Source organism: Cognatiluteimonas profundi (genome assembly GCF_009792795.1).
Lineage (GTDB): Bacteria > Pseudomonadota > Gammaproteobacteria > Xanthomonadales > Xanthomonadaceae > Cognatiluteimonas > Cognatiluteimonas profundi.
In genome coordinates, this window is the sequence record NZ_VKHQ01000003.1 from 263,078 (window position 1) to 282,762 (window position 19,685).

The 19,685-nt window shown below is 66.1% G+C and carries 17 protein-coding genes and 1 pseudogene; 8 read left to right on the top strand and 10 right to left on the bottom strand.

What is annotated here, in order from left to right; all coding sequences use genetic code 11:
• The first annotated feature begins 27 nt into the window (after positions 1-27).
• Both clpS and clpA read left to right on the top strand, forming a co-directional pair.
• Positions 28-348 (top strand): ATP-dependent Clp protease adapter ClpS, encoded by a 321-nt coding sequence (clpS, locus tag GST15_RS03205; protein ID WP_159015817.1) that lies wholly within the window; start codon positions 28-30, stop codon positions 346-348.
• 87 nt (positions 349-435) lie between these two features.
• Positions 436-2,709 carry an ATP-dependent Clp protease ATP-binding subunit ClpA gene (clpA, locus tag GST15_RS03210; protein ID WP_159015818.1) on the top strand — a complete coding sequence of 758 codons (2,274 nt, stop codon included), beginning with the start codon at positions 436-438 and terminating at the stop codon, positions 2,707-2,709.
• Between the two features lie 59 nt (positions 2,710-2,768).
• On the opposite strand, the gene infA is transcribed toward clpA, so the two are convergent.
• The 4 genes from infA to trxB form a co-directional block, all read right to left on the bottom strand.
• On the bottom strand, positions 2,769-2,987 hold the full coding sequence (gene infA, locus GST15_RS03215; RefSeq protein WP_159015819.1) for a translation initiation factor IF-1: 219 nt from the start codon (positions 2,985-2,987) through the stop codon (positions 2,769-2,771).
• 117 nt (positions 2,988-3,104) lie between these two features.
• Positions 3,105-3,839, bottom strand: coding sequence for a leucyl/phenylalanyl-tRNA--protein transferase (gene aat / locus GST15_RS03220; protein ID WP_159015820.1), 735 nt, complete (start codon positions 3,837-3,839; stop codon positions 3,105-3,107).
• Between the two features lie 13 nt (positions 3,840-3,852).
• Positions 3,853-4,977 (bottom strand): GNAT family N-acetyltransferase, encoded by a 1,125-nt coding sequence (locus GST15_RS03225; protein WP_159015821.1) that lies wholly within the window; start codon positions 4,975-4,977, stop codon positions 3,853-3,855.
• A gap of 30 nt (positions 4,978-5,007) precedes the next feature.
• The gene (gene trxB / locus GST15_RS03230; protein ID WP_159015822.1) at positions 5,008-5,976 is read right to left on the bottom strand and encodes a thioredoxin-disulfide reductase; all 969 of its coding nucleotides are present in this window, start codon (positions 5,974-5,976) and stop codon (positions 5,008-5,010) included.
• Between the two features lie 166 nt (positions 5,977-6,142).
• Between trxB and GST15_RS03235 the strand changes: the two genes are divergently transcribed.
• Together GST15_RS03235 and GST15_RS03240 are read left to right on the top strand one after the other, a co-directional pair.
• Positions 6,143-7,210 (top strand): alanine dehydrogenase, encoded by a 1,068-nt coding sequence (locus tag GST15_RS03235; protein ID WP_159015823.1) that lies wholly within the window; start codon positions 6,143-6,145, stop codon positions 7,208-7,210.
• 92 nt (positions 7,211-7,302) lie between these two features.
• A complete protein-coding gene (locus tag GST15_RS03240; RefSeq protein WP_159015824.1) occupies positions 7,303-9,666 on the top strand; it encodes a DNA translocase FtsK in 2,364 nt (787 codons plus the stop codon).
• 4 nt (positions 9,667-9,670) lie between these two features.
• On the opposite strand, the gene GST15_RS03245 is transcribed toward GST15_RS03240, so the two are convergent.
• Both GST15_RS03245 and GST15_RS03250 read right to left on the bottom strand, forming a co-directional pair.
• Entirely contained in the window at positions 9,671-9,934 is a 264-nt protein-coding gene (locus GST15_RS03245) for a hypothetical protein (RefSeq protein WP_159015825.1), read from the bottom strand.
• Between the two features lie 85 nt (positions 9,935-10,019).
• On the bottom strand, positions 10,020-10,700 hold the full coding sequence (locus GST15_RS03250) for an energy transducer TonB (RefSeq protein WP_233263032.1): 681 nt from the start codon (positions 10,698-10,700) through the stop codon (positions 10,020-10,022).
• 94 nt (positions 10,701-10,794) lie between these two features.
• Between GST15_RS03250 and serS the strand changes: the two genes are divergently transcribed.
• Positions 10,795-12,087 (top strand): serine--tRNA ligase, encoded by a 1,293-nt coding sequence (gene serS / locus GST15_RS03255; protein WP_159015826.1) that lies wholly within the window; start codon positions 10,795-10,797, stop codon positions 12,085-12,087.
• 64 nt (positions 12,088-12,151) lie between these two features.
• On the opposite strand, the gene GST15_RS03260 is transcribed toward serS, so the two are convergent.
• Positions 12,152-12,730, bottom strand: coding sequence for an FMN-dependent NADH-azoreductase (locus tag GST15_RS03260; protein ID WP_159015827.1), 579 nt, complete (start codon positions 12,728-12,730; stop codon positions 12,152-12,154).
• 121 nt (positions 12,731-12,851) lie between these two features.
• Here GST15_RS03260 and GST15_RS03265 point away from each other — a divergent pair.
• The 3 genes and pseudogenes from GST15_RS03265 to GST15_RS03275 all read left to right on the top strand — a co-directional run.
• Positions 12,852-13,769: pseudogene (locus GST15_RS03265) on the top strand (LysR substrate-binding domain-containing protein); the annotation flags it as partial.
• Positions 13,770-13,877: 108 nt separating this feature from the next.
• A complete protein-coding gene (locus GST15_RS03270) occupies positions 13,878-14,798 on the top strand; it encodes a diacylglycerol/lipid kinase family protein (protein ID WP_159015829.1) in 921 nt (306 codons plus the stop codon).
• A complete protein-coding gene (locus tag GST15_RS03275) occupies positions 14,798-15,616 on the top strand; it encodes a metallophosphoesterase family protein (protein ID WP_159015830.1) in 819 nt (272 codons plus the stop codon). Before GST15_RS03270 ends, GST15_RS03275 begins: the two co-directional genes overlap by 1 nt.
• 3 nt (positions 15,617-15,619) lie before the next feature.
• Here GST15_RS03275 and GST15_RS03280 read toward each other — a convergent pair whose 3' ends face one another.
• From GST15_RS03280 to pgm, 3 genes are all read right to left on the bottom strand, one after another.
• Positions 15,620-16,399, bottom strand: coding sequence for a L,D-transpeptidase family protein (locus GST15_RS03280; RefSeq protein WP_233263033.1), 780 nt, complete (start codon positions 16,397-16,399; stop codon positions 15,620-15,622).
• Entirely contained in the window at positions 16,396-17,844 is a 1,449-nt protein-coding gene (locus tag GST15_RS03285) for a C40 family peptidase (protein WP_233263034.1), read from the bottom strand. The genes GST15_RS03280 and GST15_RS03285 overlap by 4 nt, the downstream gene beginning before the upstream one ends.
• Positions 17,845-17,945: 101 nt before the next feature.
• Complete coding sequence (pgm, locus tag GST15_RS03290; RefSeq protein WP_159015831.1) at positions 17,946-19,595, bottom strand: phosphoglucomutase (alpha-D-glucose-1,6-bisphosphate-dependent); 1,650 nt, start codon at positions 19,593-19,595, stop codon at positions 17,946-17,948.
• Between the last annotated feature and the right edge of the window lie 90 nt (positions 19,596-19,685).

Genomic DNA, 19,685 nt, shown 5'->3' on the forward strand with positions numbered 1-19,685 from the left:
GCGCCCGCGTCTTCGTATAATCGACGCATGGCAACCAATCCGGGACACGAACGCGACCACGGCGTCATGGTGGAAACCAGCAAGCCGGAGGTCGAACGACCACCGCTGTACTCGGTCCTGCTGCTCAACGACGACTACACCCCGATGGAATTCGTGGTGGAAGTCCTGGTCCGGTTTTTCGGGCTGAACATCGAAAAAGCCACCCAGATCATGCTCCACGTCCATACCCGGGGCAGGGGTGTGTGCGGCGTCTACACGCGCGAGGTGGCAGAGTCGAAGGTGGCACAGGTGAACGAATACTCACGGCTGAACCAGCACCCGTTGTTGTGCACCATGGAGAAGGCGTAGAACGGGGCTCGCGGGGCTTGTGTGAGGGTGGCTGCCGCCCCACATCGTCGACAGTGATGTCCACAGTTTCCGGAGGGCTTCAGCCCCATGTTCAGCAAGGATCTCGAATACAGCATCGGCCAGTGCTACAAGCGCGCCCGGGAGGCGCGTCACGAGTACATGACGGTCGAACACCTGCTGCTCGCTCTGCTCGACAACCCGTCGGCGGAGATGGTGCTCAAGGCCAGCGGCACCGATTTCGCGCGCCTGCGCTCGGAACTCGAGCAGGCGATCGACAAATCGGTGGTCAAGCTCGATGCCGACGACGGGCGCGACACCCAGCCCACCCTCGGTTTCCAGCGCGTGCTGCAGCGCGCCGTCTACCACGTGCAGTCCTCCGGCAAGAAGGAGGTCACCGGCGCGAATGTCCTGGTCGCCATCTTCGGCGAGAAGGACTCGCATGCGGTGTATTACCTGAACCAGCAGGACGTCACCCGCCTGGATGTCGTCAACTACCTGTCGCATGGCATCGCCAAGCTCGGCGGTGAGGAAGCGCCTGGGCAGGAGGAGGGCACCCGCGCCGAAGCGGGCGACTCCGAAGGCAAGGGCGATGCCTTGGCGGAATACGCCAGCAACCTCAACGAGCTTGCGATGGCGGGAAAGATCGACCCGCTGGTCGGCCGCGCCGACGAAGTCGAGCGGACGATCCAGGTCCTGTGCCGGCGCCGCAAGAACAATCCGCTGTACGTCGGTGAGGCAGGCGTCGGCAAGACGGCGCTGGCCGAAGGCCTCGCCAAGCGCATCGTCGACGGGGAGGTTCCCGACGTCCTCTCCGACGCCACCATCTACGCACTCGACCTGGGCGCCCTGGTGGCCGGCACGAAGTATCGCGGCGACTTCGAGAAGCGCCTCAAGGCCGTCCTGGCGGCGATGAAGAAAATTCCCGGCGCCGTGCTGTTCATCGACGAGATCCACACCATCATCGGTGCGGGCTCGGCGAGTGGCGGCACCATGGATGCCAGCAACCTGATCAAGCCCGCGCTGGCCTCGGGCGAGCTTCGCTGCATCGGCTCGACCACCTTCCAGGAATACCGCGGCATCTTCGAGAAGGACCGCGCCCTGGCGCGGCGATTCCAGAAGATCGACATCGTGGAGCCCACCGTCGGCGAGACGGTCGAGATCCTGCATGGCCTGCGTCCGAAATACGAGGCGCACCACGGCGTCAGTTATGCCGACGAAGCGCTGCAGGCGGCAGTGGACCTGTCGGTCAAGCACATCGGCGACCGCCTGTTGCCCGACAAGGCCATCGACGTGATCGACGAGGCTGGCGCCCGCCAGCGCCTGCTGCCGCTGGACCAGCGCAAGACGCTGATCGACGTGGAGGAGGTCGAGATGATCATCGCCAAGATGGCGCGGATCCCGGCCAAGCAGGTCAGCGCGTCCGACAAGGATGTGCTGCAGCACCTGGAGCGCAACCTGAAGATGGTCATCTTCGGGCAGGACGCCGCGATCGGCACGCTGACGTCGGCCATCAAGCTGGCGCGCTCTGGCCTGGGCAATCCCGACAAGCCCATCGGCAATTTCCTGTTCGCCGGTCCCACCGGCGTCGGCAAGACCGAGGTCACCAAGCAGTTGGCGTTGCAGCTGGGGATCGAGCTGGTGCGCTTCGACATGTCGGAGTACATGGAGCCGCATTCGGTCTCGCGGCTGATCGGTGCGCCCCCGGGTTATGTGGGCTTCGACCAGGGTGGCCTGCTGACCGAAAAGATCGTCAAGACGCCGCATTGCGTGCTGCTGCTGGACGAGGTCGAGAAGGCGCATCCGGACATCTTCAACATCCTGCTGCAGGTCATGGATCGCGGTGTCCTCACGGATACCAACGGCCGCGAGGCGAACTTCAAGAACGTGATCCTGGTGATGACGACCAATGCCGGCGCGGCGCTGGCGGCCCGCCGCACGATCGGCTTCACGCAGCAGGACCACAGCACCGATGCGATGGAAGTCATCCGCAAGAGCTTCAGCCCGGAATTCCGCAACCGCCTGGACGCGGTGGTGCAGTTCCAGGCGCTTGGGCTGGACCACATCCTGCGGGTCGTGGACAAGTTCCTGATCGAGCTGGAGGCACAACTGCACGAAAAGAACGTCAGTCTGTCGGCCACGCCGGTCGCTCGCGAGTGGCTGGCGCAACACGGCTTCGACCCGCTGATGGGCGCTCGACCGATGGCGCGGGTGATCCAGGACAGGATCAAGCGCCCGCTGGCGGACGAACTGCTGTTCGGCAAGCTCGTGCGTGGCGGCCGCGTCAGCATCGACGTCAAGGATGGCGAGCTGGTCGTGGACTCCGAACCCGAGCCCGAGAAGCTGCTTCCAGTGACGGTGTAAGCCCGTCCAGGCAACAAAAAAGGCGGCCAATGGCCGCCTTTTTTTGACCGCCTGCCGGGTTACTTCATCCGGTAGGTGATGCGGCCCTTGCTCAGGTCATAGGGGGTCATTTCGACCTTGACCTTGTCGCCGGTGAGGATGCGGATGTAGTTCTTCCGCATCCGGCCCGAAATGTGGGCAATGATCTCGTGCCCGTTCTCCAGCTTCACCCGGAACATCGTGTTCGGGAGTGTTTCGGAGACCGTGCCTTCAAATTCGATGACGTCATCTTTCGCCATGTGTTTCCTGGTGTTGCAACGCGATTGACAGGCGACAGGCCTGTGCAGCCAGGCGGAATGCCGCCGGGAAAGTCGGGCATTCTGGCACGAGGGGCACTGCAGGCGCAAAAAGGGTGGTCATTCGGACAGGCTGGCCGCCGCCAGTTCGCCGAATCGCCCGGTCCACGCTCCGGTTGGCGCATTGCGGGCCGTCAAAGCCGCAATCTCCCGCAGGAATCGTTCCCGGGGCCAGGATTCCGCGCCCAGGCTGTCGAGGTGGGGATTCTCGACCTGTGCATCGATCAGCGGCCAGCCCCATTCGCGCAGGCGGAAGGCGAGGCCGGCCAGTGCCGCTTTCGATGCGCCGGACACGCCGCTGTACATGCTTTCGCCGAAGAACATCCTGCCGATCGCAACCCCGTAGATGCCGCCAACGAGACGCCCGCCGTCGAACACCTCGATGGAGTGCGCATGTCCCATGCGATGCAGTTGACCGTAGGCCGCCTGCATGCCGGCGGTAATCCATGTTCCTTTCTGGCCTGGCCGGGGCGTGCGTGCGCAGGCCGCGACCACTTCGTCGAATGCCGTATCGGCGCGCAGCACCCAGTGCGAGCTCCGCAGCTGCCGCCTGAAGCGACGCGACAACAGGACGCCGTCGGTCCGGAATACCGCGCGCGGATCGGGACACCACCACAGCAACGGCTGTCCTTCCGAGAACCAGGGAAATACTCCGCTGCGATAAGCGTTCAGCAGCCGGGCGGGGGACAGGTCGCCGCCAGCCGCCAGCAGTCCCGCCGGTTCGACAAGCGCCGAGTCGGCGGGTGGAAACGGTGCGGCCGGGTCGGCATCCAGCCAGGGCAATGTCAGTTGCATGCGCGCAGTGTGATCAGGCGCCGCGGAACGGCGTGTGCGTGTCCAGCAAGGCCTTGTATCGCAGGATCGCGGCGGCCTCCTCGCTGCACCACGGGCCAAGCGCCTGGGCGAAGACGGGCTCTGCGATCCAGTGACGGCTGCGGACGACGGTCGGCAGGAATCCGCGGGCCAGCTTGTGCTCGCCTTGTGCCCCGGGCTCGAAGATCGCCAGACCCTCGCGCAGGCAGTAGTCGATGCCCTGGTAGTAGCAGGTCTCGAAATGCAGGCCAGGCACCGCTTCGCTCGCACCCCAGTAACGGCCGTACAGGGTGTCGCCGCCACGCAGGCACAGGGCGCCGGCGATGATGTCCTCGCCGCGCTGGGCCAGGAACATCACGAGTTGCCGCGGCATTGTCCGCGCAAGGTGCTGCAGGAATGGCAGCGTCAACGCCGGGGTATTGCCGTACTCGGCGAAGGTCTGCAGATAGAAGCCATGCATCGCCTCCAGTTCGCCGGCGCTGGCCTCGTCACCGTGCACGACGCGCAGCGTGACGCCGGACCGCGCGACCTTCGCGCGCTCCTGCCGGATGTTCTTGCGGTGCTTGTGGTCCATCGCTGCCAGGAACGCATCGAAGTCCATCCAGCCCGATGCATTGCGCCAGTGGTACTGGATGTCGATGCGCGCAAGCCAGTCGTCCCCGAAAGCGGCGTCATCTTCCGCAGTGATGAAATTCACGTGCGCCGACGACAGCTGGCGCCTCGTCGCCTCGGCGATGGCGGCATCGAGCAGCAGCTTGCGGGCGCTGTCATCGCGGGCTAACAGCCGCGGCCCGGTGACCGGCGTGTACGGCACCGCGCACAGCCATTTGGGGAAATAGTCCAGGCCATGGCGTGCGTAGGCATGTGCCCATGCGTGGTCGAAGACGAATTCGCCATGCGAATTGGCCTTGAGGTATCCGGGTGCCGCGGCGATGAGCGCGTCGCCGTCCCAGACCGTCAAGTGGTGCGGTATCCATCCGGTGCGCGCGCGGACGACACCATGGCGTTCCATCCCCGCCAGGAATGCATGGGAGACGAACGGATTGCGTCCATCGTGCAGCGCGTCCCATTGCGATGCCGGGATGTCCCCAAGCGCGGCGATGGTGCGCACATTGCTCAAGGCCTGGCCTTCAATGGGCGGGAACGCGCATCAGACGTCCTTGTCGAGGAACCTCTCGGCATCCAGTGCCGCCATGCAGCCGAATCCAGCCGAGGTGATCGCCTGGCGGTAATGCTGGTCGGCGACGTCGCCAGCGGCGAAGACGCCGCCGACCGAGGTTTCCGTGGCGCCGCCCGACAGGCCGGACCGGATCTCGATGTAGCCGTTGTTCATGGCCAGCTGGCCTTCGAACAACGACGTGTTCGGCGTGTGTCCGATCGCGACGAACAGGCCATGGATGACGAGATCCTTCGTGGCGCCATCGAGCGTCGACTTGACGCGCAAGCCGGTGACGCCGGCATCGTCGCCCAGCACTTCGTCGACGACGTGGTGCCATACCGGCTCGATCTTCCCGGCCTGGATCCTGGCCTGCAGCTTGTCCTGCATGATCTTTTCGGCGCGCAGCGTGTCGCGTCGGTGCACGAGGTACACCTTGCGCGCGATGTTGGCCAGGTACAGCGCTTCCTCGACGGCGGTGTTGCCGCCACCGACCACCGCAACGTCCTGGTCCTTGAAGAAAAACCCGTCGCAGGTGGCGCAAGCCGACACGCCGCGTCCCTTGAATGCGTCCTCCGATTCCAGCCCCAGGTATTTGGCGGTGGCGCCGGTGGCGATGATCAGTGCATCGGCGGTGTATTCACCGTTGTCGCCTTTCAGGCGGAAGGGTCGCTGCGACAGGTCGGCGCTGTGCACGTGGTCGAAGATCACCTCGGTGTCGAAGCGCTCGGCGTGCGCCTGCATGCGCGTCATCAGGTCCGGTCCCATGAGGCCGTGCGCATCGCCGGGCCAGTTGTCGACCTCCGTCGTCGTCATCAGCTGCCCTCCCATCTGCAGGCCGGTCACCAGCACGGGTTTGAGGTTGGCGCGCGCCGCATAGACGGCGGCAGTCCAGCCGGCAGGCCCGGAGCCGAGGATCAGCAGGCGGCAATGCTTCGACGAACTGATTGAAAGGGAGGTCATGGGTATAATTGTCAGGTTCGGGGATCGTCGCCTGGCGAGTGTCATCGCCGTGGCGCAGGCCGCATAGATTGGCGGCGGGTTCCCCTCAAAACAAGGGCGCGTCAAAGGCGCCGTGCCGACATCGGCCGATCATCGGCCGGAAACTCCCATCTTGCGAGGCAATCCGATGCGTATTGGTGTACCGAAGGAAACCAAGACCCTTGAAGGGCGCGTTGCGCTCGTTCCCGCTGCCGCTGGCGATCTGGTCAAGCGCGGCCACGAGGTCTGGATCGAGAAGGACGCCGGCATCAAGTCCGGTTTCAAGGACGCCGACTACACCAAGTTGGGCGTGAAGATCGCGCCCGATGCAGCGACGCTGTATGCGAACGGCGAGCTCATCGTCAAGGTCAAGGAGCCGATCGAAGGCGATCTCGCGCTGCTGCGCAAGGATCACCTGCTCTTCTGCTACCTGCACCTGGCCCCGCTGCCGGTACTGACGAAGCGCCTGCTCGACATCGGCCTGACCGGCATCGCGTTCGAGACCGTCGAGTTGCCGAACGGCGACCTTCCGCTGCTGGCGCCGATGTCGATCATCGCCGGCAAGATCGCGGTGCAGGTCGGCACGCACCTGCTGCACCAGCCGATGGGCGGGAAGGGCAAGCTGCTTGGCGGCCTGCCATCGACCGAGCGCGGCAAGGTCGTGGTCTTCGGCGCCGGCGCCGCGGGCGGGCATTCGGCCGCGCTGGCGGCTGCGGGCGGCGCGAATGTCGTGGTCTTCGAGAAGCGCCAGGACCGCATGGACGAAATGATGCGGCTTGGCAACAACGTCACCGCGCTGTACCCCTATGACGACGTGGTCGCCCGCGAGGTTGCATCCGCCGACCTGGTCGTCGGTGCGGTGCTGGTGACCGGCGCGGTCGCGCCGCATGTGATGACCCGCGAGATGGTCCGCGGCATGGAGCCGGGCTCTGTCGTCGTGGATATCTCCATCGACCAGGGCGGCTGTTTCGAGACGTCGCGTCCGACCACCTGGAAGGAGCCGACCTATGTCGAGGAAGGCGTGATCCACTTCGCCGTCACCAACATGCCGGGCGCCGTTCCGCAAACGTCCTCCCAGGCGATCTGCGCGGCGATCCTGCCGTGGGTGACCAAGCTGGCGTCCGGAAACTGGCGCGACAGCCAGCCGCTGGTGCGCGGCATCAACGTGGAAGCGGGCAGGATCGTGCATCCCGCGCTGCAGGACATGAAGCTCTGACCACGGCCGACGCCGCAGTGGACGCTGGCGACTACCCCTGATGGCTTGTACTATCAGGCCATTAGGGGATTATCTTAAGGTGTGACTGCACGGTGGCTCGCCCCGTCCCGGAAACCTCTCGCGGCAAACGTGCCGTCGCCTCGCGAAAGGTGGCGCCGGCGGCTGCCAATCCGCGTCGCCAGCGGATGTGGCGCGACATCGCGTTAATCCTGATCGCGCCACTGCTGTTCTACCTGATCGCCAGCCTGATCACGTTTTCGCCGGCCGATCCTGGCTGGTCGCATTCCGGAAGCGTCACGGCGCCCTTGCACAACGTCGGCGGTCGCGTCGGCGCTTGGCTGGCGGACGTCCTGCTGTACCTGACCGGGTACGTGGCGTATCTGTTGCCGGTGATGCTGGGCCTCGTCGCGTGGATCGCGCTGTTCGGGCTGGATGCGGATGGCGATGGCGAGGCCGATCTCGGCCCGGCGTTGCGACTTGTTGGAATCGTGGGCTTCCTCGTGGCGGCCACCGGCCTGTTGCATCTTCGCGTCGCGAGCGCGCCGGACTTTTCCGCGGGTAGTGGCGGCATCCTCGGCCAGCTCGTCGGGCGATCGCTGTATCGCGGCTTCGGTCCGGTCGGCGGCAACCTGTTCCTGCTGGCCCTGCTGCTCGTATCGGTCACGCTGGCGACGGGATTGTCGTGGCTGGCGGTGATGGATCGCATCGGCCAGGGCGTGCTCGCGCTGGGGCCGTTGTTTCGCCGCGGCACGCAACAGGCGAACGAATGGCAGCAGGCGCGCGCGATGCGCGAGGAGCGCGGTGAGGTCCGGAAGTTCGACAGCGAGCTGCGCGCCAAGCGCACGCCTGTCCGGATCGAGCCTCCGGCGCCGGCGCAGGTCGAGAAGAGCGATCGCGCCAAGCGCGAACAGCAGATCCCGTTGTTCCATGTCGGCGATGGCTCCGGCATTCCGCCGCTCGCGCTGCTCGACGACCCCAAGCCGCAGCAGAAGGGCTACAGCGAGGAAACGCTGGAGACCGTTTCGCGGCAGATCGAATTCAAGCTCAAGGACTTCCGCATCGACGTGCAGGTCGTCGGTGCGTATCCCGGCCCGGTGATCACGCGCTTCGAGCTGGAGCCGGCGCCGGGCGTCAAGGTCAGCCAGATTTCGTCGCTCGACAAGGACATCGCGCGCGGACTGTCGGTGAAGGCCGTGCGCGTCGTCGATGTCATTCCCGGAAAGTCCGTGGTGGGACTGGAGATCCCCAACTCGCACCGCGAGATGATCTTCCTGAGCGAACTGCTGCGTTCCAAGGAATACGACAAGTCGGGCAGCCCGCTCACGTTGGCGCTGGGCAAGGACATCGCGGGGCGCCCAACCGTCGCCGACCTGTCGCGCATGCCGCACCTACTCGTTGCCGGCACCACCGGTTCGGGCAAGTCCGTCGCGGTCAACGCGATGGTGCTGAGCCTGTTGTACAAGGCTTCCGCCAAGGACGTGCGGATGCTGATGATCGACCCGAAGATGCTCGAATTGAGCGTCTACCAGGGCATTCCGCATCTGCTCGCGCCCGTCGTCACCGACATGAAGGAGGCCGCCAACGGCCTGCGCTGGTGCGTGGCCGAAATGGAGCGGCGCTACAAGCTGATGTCGGCCGTCGGCGTGCGCAACCTGTCCGGCTTCAATAAGAAGGTGAAGGACGCGCAGGATGCCGGCCAGCCGCTGATGGATCCGCTGTTCAAGCCCAACGCGGATCTCGGCGAAGCGCCACGACCGCTCGAAGCCCTGCCGTTCATCGTCATCTTCATCGACGAATTCGCCGACATGATGATGATCGTCGGCAAGAAGGTCGAAGAACTCATCGCACGCCTGGCGCAGAAGTCGCGCGCCGCGGGCATCCACCTGATCCTCGCCACGCAGCGACCATCGGTGGATGTCATCACCGGTTTGATCAAGGCCAACATCCCCACGCGCATCGCGTTCCAGGTGTCGAGCAAGATCGATTCGCGCACGATCCTGGACCAGTCCGGCGCCGAGACGCTGCTGGGCCATGGCGACATGCTGTACCTGCCCCCCGGCACCGCGATGCCCGAGCGCATCCATGGCGCCTTCGTCAGCGACGAAGAGGTGCATCGCGTGGTCGAGCACCTCAAGCAGAGCGGCGGCGGCCCCGACTACATCGAGGGCGTGCTGGAAGAAGTGCAGTCGCTCGGCGATGGCACCGTGGTCGGTGCATCGGGCTTGCCGGAAAGCGGTGGCGGGGCAGGGGACGAGTCCGATCCGCTATACGACGAGGCCGTCCGCATCGTCACCGAGACGCGTCGCGGATCGATCTCGGGCGTGCAGCGCCGCCTGAAGATCGGCTACAACCGCGCCGCCCGCCTGATCGAGGCGATGGAGGCGGCGGGTATCGTCAGTCCGCAGGAACACAACGGCGATCGCACGGTGCTGGCACCGCCACCCCCGCGTTCCTGACGCTTCATGGGCGCGGTGGCCTGCCAGTGCGCTGTGGCCGCAATGGTTCGGCATCGACGATGCGACTGACGGCGCGGGTTGCCGCCGTGGTTTTTGGCGGCGGTGTCGTCATCAGCGGAGGCGGCGGCTCGCTCGCGTAGCGGTTGTAGAGCATCCAGACGATCGCAAGAAAGGCTGCCAGTACCAGCAGCCAGAACAAGGGATGCGCATTCCCGCGCGGCGTAGCGCCGGTCTCGTCCTGCGTGCTGTGGCGGATACGCCAGGCCATGGCCATTCCTGCGGTGTAGTCGACAGGACCATGGCACGGCGCAGGTCCACGTCGCGTGTTCCGGCGACGGGACGTGCATTTCAACTCAACGGTCGGCGGTGAAGACGATCGGAACCTGTACTTCGCCAGCCACTGGCTGGCCGCCGCGTTGCGCCGGCCGGAAGCGCCAGCGCCGGACGGCGTCGCTTGCGGCGCGATCCAGCGAGCGCGAGCGGCTGCTCTGGACGAGGTCGACCGAATACGGAATACCGTCAGGCCCGACGTGGATGCGCAGCACGACCGTGCCCGATTCGCCTTTGCGATAGGCGTCGGGCGGGTAGCTGGGCGCTGGCGAGGAGATCGCGACCGGTGTCGCCCCAGGAGCCGGGCCTGCATTCACCGGTGGCGAGGGCGAGGGCGCGCGCGGTTGCTCGGGTGCGCGTGGCGGCGCGGGCGGCGGTTCGATCCTGCCCATGGCCGGCGACGTATCGTCTTCCGCCGGTTCTCCCAGTCGGCTGTCACGGTTGCCTGCATCGGCGGGCAATGGCGCCGGCAATGGCTCGAACTGCTGCTCCGACGTCGCCGCCGGAGCCGTATCGGCACGGTAGAAGTCCTGGCCGCGATCGCGCCACCACATCAACAAGAACAGCAGCAATCCGATCGCGAAGGCAGCGCCGAGGACCAGCAGGGTGCGCCTGGACGGTCGCCAGTCCGTCATGTTCCGGCGCATGCCGCGATCATCGGGGACGTGGACGCGATTGGTTTCATTGGGGGAAGGACTGGACATTGGCGTTCCCTTGAACGGACTTCGGCATTCTTGCACGCTCATGCGAGCGTCAAACACGCGATAATCACGCCCCTGTCCGCTTGCCGGTTTGTCCATGATCGATCCCGCACTGCTCCGCACCCAACCGGCGCAACTCGCCACGCGCCTGCGCGAGACGCGCGGGTTCGAGCTCGACGTGTCGGCGCTGGAGACCCTGGAATCCGAGCGCAAACAGCTGCAGGTACGCACGCAGGAGTTGCAGAACCTGCGCAATACGCGCAGCAAGGCGATCGGGCAGGTAAAGGCGAAAGGCGAGGACGCCAGCGCCCTGATGGCGGAAGTTGCAGCGTTCGGTGGCGAGCTGCGCGACAGCGAGGCGCGCCTGGACCTCATTCGCGGGCAGATCGACGCCATCGCGCTGGGGATTCCCAACGTCCCCGATGCGTCGGTCCCGCCGGGCCGCGATGAAACCGGCAATGTCGAGCAGCATCGGTGGGGCGTTCCACGCACGTTCGAATTTCCGGCCAAGGACCATGTCGAGCTCGGTGCGCGACACGGTTGGCTGGACGGGGACGTGGCCGCCAAGCTGTCAGGCGCGCGCTTCACCGTGCTGCGCGGACAGCTGGCTCGCCTGCACCGTGCGCTGGCGCAATTCATGCTCGACCTGCACACGTCGGAGCATGGCTACGAGGAAACGAATGTCCCCCTGCTGGTCAATGCCGACTCGATGCTCGGAACTGGCCAGCTGCCGAAGTTCGAAGACGACCTGTTCGCGACCCAGGTGGGCGAGGGGGACGCCGCGAGCAGGCGTTACCTGATCCCGACATCCGAGGTGCCGCTGACCAACCTGGCGCGCGACACGATCCTGGATGCGGCGGCCCTGCCGATGCGCGTCACGGCCCATTCGATCTGCTTCCGCGCCGAGGCCGGCAGCCATGGCCGCGACACGCGCGGCATGATCCGCCAGCACCAGTTCGAAAAGGTCGAGTTGGTCTCGATCGCACGGCCCGAAGAAAGCGACGCGGAACACGAGCGCATGACGCGCAGCGCCGAGGTCGTGCTGGAGCGCCTCGGCCTTCCCTACAGGCGCGTCCTGTTGTGCGGCGGGGACATGGGGTTCACCGCGCTCAAGACCTTCGACCTCGAGGTCTGGCTGCCGTCGCAGGACACGTACCGCGAGATTTCCTCCTGCTCCAATTGCGGGGACTTCCAGGCACGCCGCATGCAGGCGCGCTGGCGCAACCCGGCCACCGGCAAGCCGGAACTGGTGCACACGCTCAACGGCTCCGGCGTCGCCGTCGGGCGCGCGCTGATCGCGGTGATGGAGAATTACCAGCAGGCAGACGGCTCGATCGTCGTGCCGGAGGCCTTGCGCGGGTACATGGGCGGGGTCGAACGCATCGCCTGACGCGCTTGGATCCCGCGGGGCGGTACGACAAAGGCCCGCTCGCGCGGGCCTTTGCATTTGGCGCTCAGGCAGCCTTGGCCAGGGGCACCACAATCGAACGATGAGCGGCTGTCATGCCCTCGGTGCGCTGCTCTGGCGATACCGCCAGGCCCTCGGCCCGTACGATCTCGATGTCGGTGATGCCGAAGAACCCGAACAGGTAGCGCAGGTACGGCTCCTGGAAGTCGGCGCCGCTGTGCTGGTGGAAGCCGCCGCGGGTGCTGGCCAGGATGATCTTCTTGCCGCCGGCGAGGCCTTCCGGGCCATTGGGCGTGTAGTGGAAGGTCTTTCCCGCCACCGCCAGCCGATCGATCCAGGCCTTGAGCGTGGAAGGGATGCCGAAGTTGTACATCGGCGCCCCGATGACGACGACATCGGCATCCAGGAACTCCTGCAGTGCACGACCCGCCTCGGCCGCTTGCGGCGCATCAGCGCCCGCCAGGGAGCGTCCGCTGACGTGAGGCAGCGGGGCGGCGTCGAGGTCGCGGTAGGTCACCTGCAGGCCCGGGACGGCGTCCTTCCATCGGGTCACGATCGCCGCGCTGAGTTCGCGGCTGGCCGATTGCTGGCCCAGAATGCTGGAGTCGACATGGAGGAGTTTCATGGGTTTGCCCTTTCGATGCGGCCGTTCGCCGCGACAGGACCCACCATAGATTGTTGCTTGTATGGGATAAAGATAGTCAAATGCCATTGATCGTTCCACTTATGGAACCTTGGAGCCGGCCATGCAGGACCTGAACGACCTCTATTATTTTGCGATGGTCGTCGACCACGGCGGTTTCGCCGCGGCCGAACGGGCACTGGGCATCCCGAAGTCCCGCCTGAGCCGCCGCATCACCCAGCTCGAGTCCGACCTGGGTGTGCGACTGCTGCAGCGGTCCACGCGACGCTTCGCGGTGACGGATGTCGGCAACGGCGTCTATCGCCATGCGCAGACGATGCTGGCCGAAGCCAACGCCGCACGCGAGGTCGTCGATCGCCTCAGCGCCGAGCCCAGGGGAGTGGTCCGCGTCAGCATCCCGGTCGGCCTTGCGCAGGAGCAGATGCCGCGATTGCTGCCGGAGTTCCTCGCCCGCTATCCGCAGGTGCGTTTGCAGCTGCACGTCAGCAATCGCAAGGTCGACCTGATCAACGAAGGCTTCGACGTTGCGATGCGGGTGCGCTCGCGCCTGGATGACGATGGCGGCCTGGTGATGCGCAGCTTCGGCCAGATCCAGGAGTTGCTGGTCGCCAGCCCACGTTACCTCGACGGCATGGGTCGCCCCGTCGACCCCGATGAACTCACCCAGCACGTGACGCTCAGCATCAACGAGGACGAAGCCAGGCAGCGTTGGGAACTGCACGGTCCGGATGGGGAGGTGCGTCGCGTGGATCTCAAGCCGCGCGTGTCCGGCTTCGACTTTCCGATGCTGCGCTCGCTTGCCGAGCAGGGCGTCGGCATCACGTTGTTGCCCGAAACGCTCTGCGCGCAGCAGGTGCGCGACGGCACGCTCGAAGTCGTCCTGCCGCAGTGGCGATTGCCGCAGGGCATTTTTCACGCGGTGTTCGCGTCGCGGCGTGGCCTGCTTCCCGCGGTACGCGTGTTCATCGATTTCCTGGTCGAAAAGATGCCGGCACTGCTCGATGCCGCCCGACTGGATTGCCAGGATCGACAGGGCTGCGTCGACGGCACCGCCGCGGGCGCACGTCCCGCCACCGCCACCGCCACCGACAGTGCGTAAGTAGCTGCCCATCCGCAACCGGAGCAATGCGTGAGCGAGATTCCCGTGATCGTCAATGCAAGTTCAGGTCCGGACGGCGCATCGGACGATGCCGGTGCGATCGAGGCGGCATTTCGCAAGCACGGGCTCCGCGCGAACGTCATCGTGCTGCAACCGGGGCAGGACATCGCGCAGGTCGTCGACGAAGCACTCGCTGCGGGGGCGGAACTGATCGTGGCGGGCGGAGGTGACGGCACCATCAACGCGGTTGCCGCCAGGTTGCTGGACCGGAAGGCAACGTTCGGCGTCCTGCCGCTGGGCACCCTGAACCATTTCGCACGCGACCTCGGGATTCCCTTCGACATCGACAAGGCCACCCAGGTCATTGCCGACAACCACGCCATCCTGGTGGACGTGGCACGGGTCAACGACCACATCTTCCTCAACAACTCGAGCATGGGCCTGTACCCGCGCATCGTCGTCGAGCGGGAGGATGCCCAGCACCGCCTGGGCATCGGCAAGTGGCCGGCACTCGCCCATGCCACCTGGAGCGCATTGCGGGATCCGGCATCCTTCAGCGCTGTCGTCTGTGTCGATGGCAGGGAATTGCAGCGTCGCACGCCTTTCATCTTCGTCGGCAACAACACCTACGTGCTCGAAGGATTCGGCATCGGCAAGCGCGAACGCCTGGACGCGGGTCACCTGTCCCTGTACGTGCTGCGACCCAAGACGACGTGGGGCCTGTTGTCGCTGGGCTTTCGGGCGCTGTTCGGAATCGGGTCGCATGTGGGCGACTTCGACGCGTTCGAGGCGACCGACTTCCGCGTGGAATCGCCGAAGCAGTCGATCATGATCGCGACCGATGGCGAAGTGAATGCACTGCCGACACCCGTCAGCTATCGGATCCTTCCCAAGGCACTGTGCGTGCTGGCTCCCGCCGACACCCGGGTGGCCTCCGGGAGCGCGAGCTGATGCGCACGATCGCCCACCTGTCCGATCTGCATTTCGGGCGCACCGACCCCGAGGTGCTCGAGCCGTTGCTCGCTGCCGTTGCCACCGTCAATCCCGACGTGGTCGCGGTATCGGGGGATCTCACCCAGCGCGCACGCGAAAGCCAGTTCATCCAGGCGCGTGCATTCCTCGATCGACTGCCGTCGCCGCAGATCGTCATTCCCGGCAACCACGATGTCCCGCTTTACGATGTCATGCGCCGTTTCGTCGCTCCGCTGGCACGTTTCCGCCGCCACGTCACGGCCGAGCGCGAGCCGTTCTACCAGGACGACGAGATCGCCATCGTCGGCATCAGCACCGCGCGTTCGCTGACGTTCAAGGGCGGCCGCATCAACATCGACCAGGTGGAGTCGATCGCCAGTCGTTTCTCCGGGCTCGACCCGTCCGTGGTCCGGGTCTTGGTGACGCATCATCCATTCGACGTGCCCGCGCATGTCGGGGCGTCCGAACTGGTCGGCCGGGCGTCGATGGCCATGCGCGCCTTCGCCGAAGCCGGCGTCGACCTGTTCCTGTCGGGGCACCTGCATCATTCCCATCACAGCAATACCGCCGAGCGTTACGGCATCGACGGCCATGCCGCGCTGGTGGTGCAGTCGGGGACATCGACATCGACCAGGGGCCGTGGAGAGGCCAACGCCTTCAACGTCATCCGCGTTTCCGCAACCAGCATGACGGTGGAAGTCTGGAACTGGCAGCGCGACCGCGCTGCCTTCCTGCCTGGTCGAATCTCTGGATTTCGCCGCAGTCCCACGGGCTGGTCTCCGGAACCCGCGGGCTGAGCGCTACGGGCGGGCATTGACCGGCGGTAGATCCCAGGTCGATTGCAGACGCCGGTACTCGGCTAGCGGCAGCAGGATGAAAACCGGTTGGGCATCGGGGCGCAGCCAGGACAGGACGGTCTCCATCGTCGTTGCCGCCATCGCGGTGCAGCCGCTGGTGGTCGAGCCAGGCGACTTCCAGACGTGGGCGAAGATGCAACTTCCGGCCATCGGGACGGCGCCTGCGTTGTGCGCGATGACGAATCCCAGGCGATAACGCTGGTCGCCGTTTTCGTGCAGGTCGCGACGCATGGGTTCCGTCGCGCCCGCCACGGCATCCTCGCCAACGACTCGGGTGTCGACGATGCGGTTGTACAGCGGTGAGCCGCTGACATCGACGCAATAGCTGGACGCCTGCATGGCCTGGTAGGGCAGTGCGGTGGAAGTCGTGTCGGCGTAGCCGAACGCATCACCGATGCCGAAGACACCAGCGGGGCTGCGTCCATCGCCTTCGCGCTTGACGGGCCCGGCCGCGGGCGCAGGGTGCAGTCCGATGCCCCAGGCCGAGCCGCTGCGTCCGATTTCGACGGGCCTCGGCTCGCCGGCTGCCACCCATCGACCATGGCGCCTCTCGAAGCGCCGCAGTGTGCCGTGGTCGGCGTTCCAGTCGGCGGTGGTGACGACGACTGCCTGCCGTGCGTGTTGCCACGGCAAGGCGGCCTTCACGGCATGGCGCGCACATCCAGCAGATGCCGCCAGCGCGAACGCCAGCAGCAGCCGACCGACGTTGCCAACCGGGTTCATTGCCGCAGCACCACGGGCGCGGCAGGCGCCGGGCGACCATCGAGCATCCGCACGATGTCGGTGATGCCATCGACGAATGTCCGGTCTGCATCCAGCTGCAGTGGCGCCAGCGGGGTGACCACGACGCCATTGAGGTGCAAGGATTGCAGCACGCCGTTCGCGTCGATGAACTTGCCGTCGTGGATGTCATGGATGACGTAGGGAACACCGCCGATGCGTCCGATCACCAGCATCACGTGGCCCGGGATGTACACAAGGTCGCCGACTTCCAGCGCATCGACTGCTGCCGTGCGTGCGTTGCGGGGCGTCGCTTCGTCCAGGTGCAGCCGCGTGTAGACGGGATTCCGGGCCTGGTCGCCGGTGTTGCGTGGCAGGACGACGCCCATGCTGGCGAACACGGCCGACACGAAGCCGCTGCAGTCGCGCGTGCCGTAGTCGTCGCCCCAGCCGTAGCGTTCGCCCAGGAACTTGAATGCCTGGTTGATGGTGTTCGCGCGGGTCAGCGGCAGGGCGTCCGCGGTCGTGTCCGCGCTGCGCGGAAGCAGCGCGGGTCGCAATGAAAGCCTGCCCGAGTCATCGCGGACCGGCAGGAGCACGACCCAGGATGCGGCTGCGTTCTGGCCATTGACCGTTTGGCCAGCTGGCAACGTCGCCTGCGGAAGGCGGACACCCATGTCGAGCTGCAGGTCGGAGACGCGCGGCTCCTCGGGAGTCGTCGTCGTCCGCACCGTGGCGCCGGTGATGGTCAGCGACGGACGTCGGTGCGCATAGTCCAGCACCTGCGACCTCGGACCCTCCGCGATCGCCTGTTTCGGCACCCAGGCCGCGTAGGTCGGGCTGAGCACGAACCACCATTGGTGGTCCTGGCTCTCGTGCACGATCGCGACCGGCGTTCCGGGAAACAGCGCGCTTTCCTGGAAACGATCCAGGTCGATGTCGCCCGTGCTGGAGAACACCCGCAGGCGGGTGGGGAACGTCCGCATGTCGGTGCGCCGGACCGCGAGCCCGAAGCGGCTCGACTCCTGCGCGGGAATGTTGACCAGGTCGGCATTGGCGACGATGGTGTCCAGCACGGCGGAATCGACAGCTTGTCCGCTCGCATCGAACAGCGGACCGCCCGGGCGGTGCGAGACATTGCCGACCCAGCGCGCGACCTGCGCGTGGTCGAGCGTGGCCGGCAGCACATCCAGATCATGCATCGACGCATCCAGGCGCGTGAGCAAGGCGTTGCGACTGGTGATCTCGCCGCTATCGAGCACGACGCGATTCGGTGCGCGCAAGCGGCCAATCCAGAATTGCGGCGACAACTGGGGCGGTTCCACACCCGGGATGCCGGTGCTCGACACCGACAGCGGTGCGTCGGAGGGCGTCGCTGGATAAGCGATTGCCGGGAGGATCAGTGCTGTCGCGAGGACGCCTGCGATGAATCGCCTGGATAGGATCACGACGGTGCACGCATCGGCTGGAGACTCGTCATCACCGGCGTTCCGGCACGGGAAAATATAACCCACGGCCCCAAGAGGCACGCCTGCCGGCGACACGGCAATCAATTCGCCAACGCGGCGTCCACGATGCGCTGCGCGTCGGCGAGGATCAGTTGCAGGTGATCCGGGTCGCGGAAACTCTCGCCGTAGATCTTGTAGATGTCCTCGGTGCCCGATGGGCGGGCAGCGAACCAGCCGCTGTCCGCGATGACCTTGATCCCACCGACCGGCGCATCGTTGCCGGGCGCCTTGTCCAGGATCGACCGGATGGGTTCCCCTGCCAGTTGCCTGTCGGCGACCTGGTCGGCGGTGAGGCCGGACAGGCGTTTTTTCTGCACGGCATCGGCATGTGCCTCGACCCGATCGGTGAACATCGGGCCGAGTTCCCGGGCCAGGTCCTCGTAGGCTTCCGCCGGATCGCGGCCGGCCGCTGCAGTGATCTCCGCTGCCAGCAGCCCGAGCACGATGCCGTCCTTGTCGGTGGTCCAGACCGTGCCGTCCCGTCGCAGGCACGTGGCCCCGGCGCTCTCTTCGCAACCGAAGCCCAGGCTGCCGTCGAACAGGCCGTCGGCGAACCATTTGAAGCCCACGGGAACCTCGAACAGGCGGCGCCCCAGCCGATGGGCGACGCGATCGATCATGGCGCTGCTCACCAGCGTCTTGCCCACCGCCGCGTCCGGTTTCCACGACGGGCGGTTGCGGTACAGGTGGTCGATGGCAACGCTCAGGTAGTGGTTGGACGGCATCAGTCCCACGCCGGGCGTGACGATGCCATGGCGGTCGTGGTCGGTGTCGCAGGCGCAGGCGACGTCGAAGCGGTCCTTCAGCCCGATCAGGCGCTGCATCGCATAGCGGGACGATGGATCCATCCGGATCCGCCCGTCCCAGTCCAGCGGCATGAATCCGAACTGCGGATCGACATCCTCGCTGACAATCTCCAGGTTGATCGCGTGTTCTTCAGCGATGCGCGACCAGTAATGCACCCCGGCCCCGCCCAGCGGATCCACGCCGATGCGGACGCCGGAAGCCCGGATGACGGCGAAGTCGATGACGCTGGCGAGGTCGGCGACGTAGCTGCCGATGAAGTCGTGCGGCTGCGTGGTGTTCTGTCGCATTGCCTGGTCCAGCGGCATCCGCCGGATGTGCCTGGGTCCGGCGGCGAGCAGCTGATTGGCGTGGTCCTGGATCCAGCCGGTCACCGTCGTATCCGCAGGCCCCCCATTGGGTGGGTTGTACTTGAACCCGCCATCCTCCGGCGGATTGTGCGACGGCGTCACCACGATGCCATCGGCAAGCCCGCGCGTCCGCCCGCGATTGTGGACAAGGATGGCATTCGAGATGGCGGGGGTCGGCGTGTACTCGCCGTTGGCTGCGTACCGGGTTTCCACGCCGTGCGCGGCCAGCACTTCCAGCGCGCTCTGCAACGCCGGCAGGGACAGTGCGTGCGTGTCCATGCCGATGAACAACGGTCCGTCGATCCCGCGCTGTGCGCGATGGACGCAAACGGCCTGCGTGATGGCCAGGATGTGCGCCTCGTTGAAGCTTCCGTCCAGGGACGAGCCGCGGTGTCCGGATGTGCCGAATGCAACGCGCTGTGCCGGATCGCCGAGGTCCGGCGCGCGGTCGTGGTAGGCGGCGACGAGCGCATCGACGTCAACCCGCTGCGAGGGGTCGGACAGATGACCGGCCAGGGGGCTGACGTGTGCTTCCATGTGTGCTTCCAATCGTCCGTGGTGACGGGGCATGCGCATGCGCATTGCGCATCCGTCAATCCTTATAAACAGGTCCGGCTGTCTGGAGCG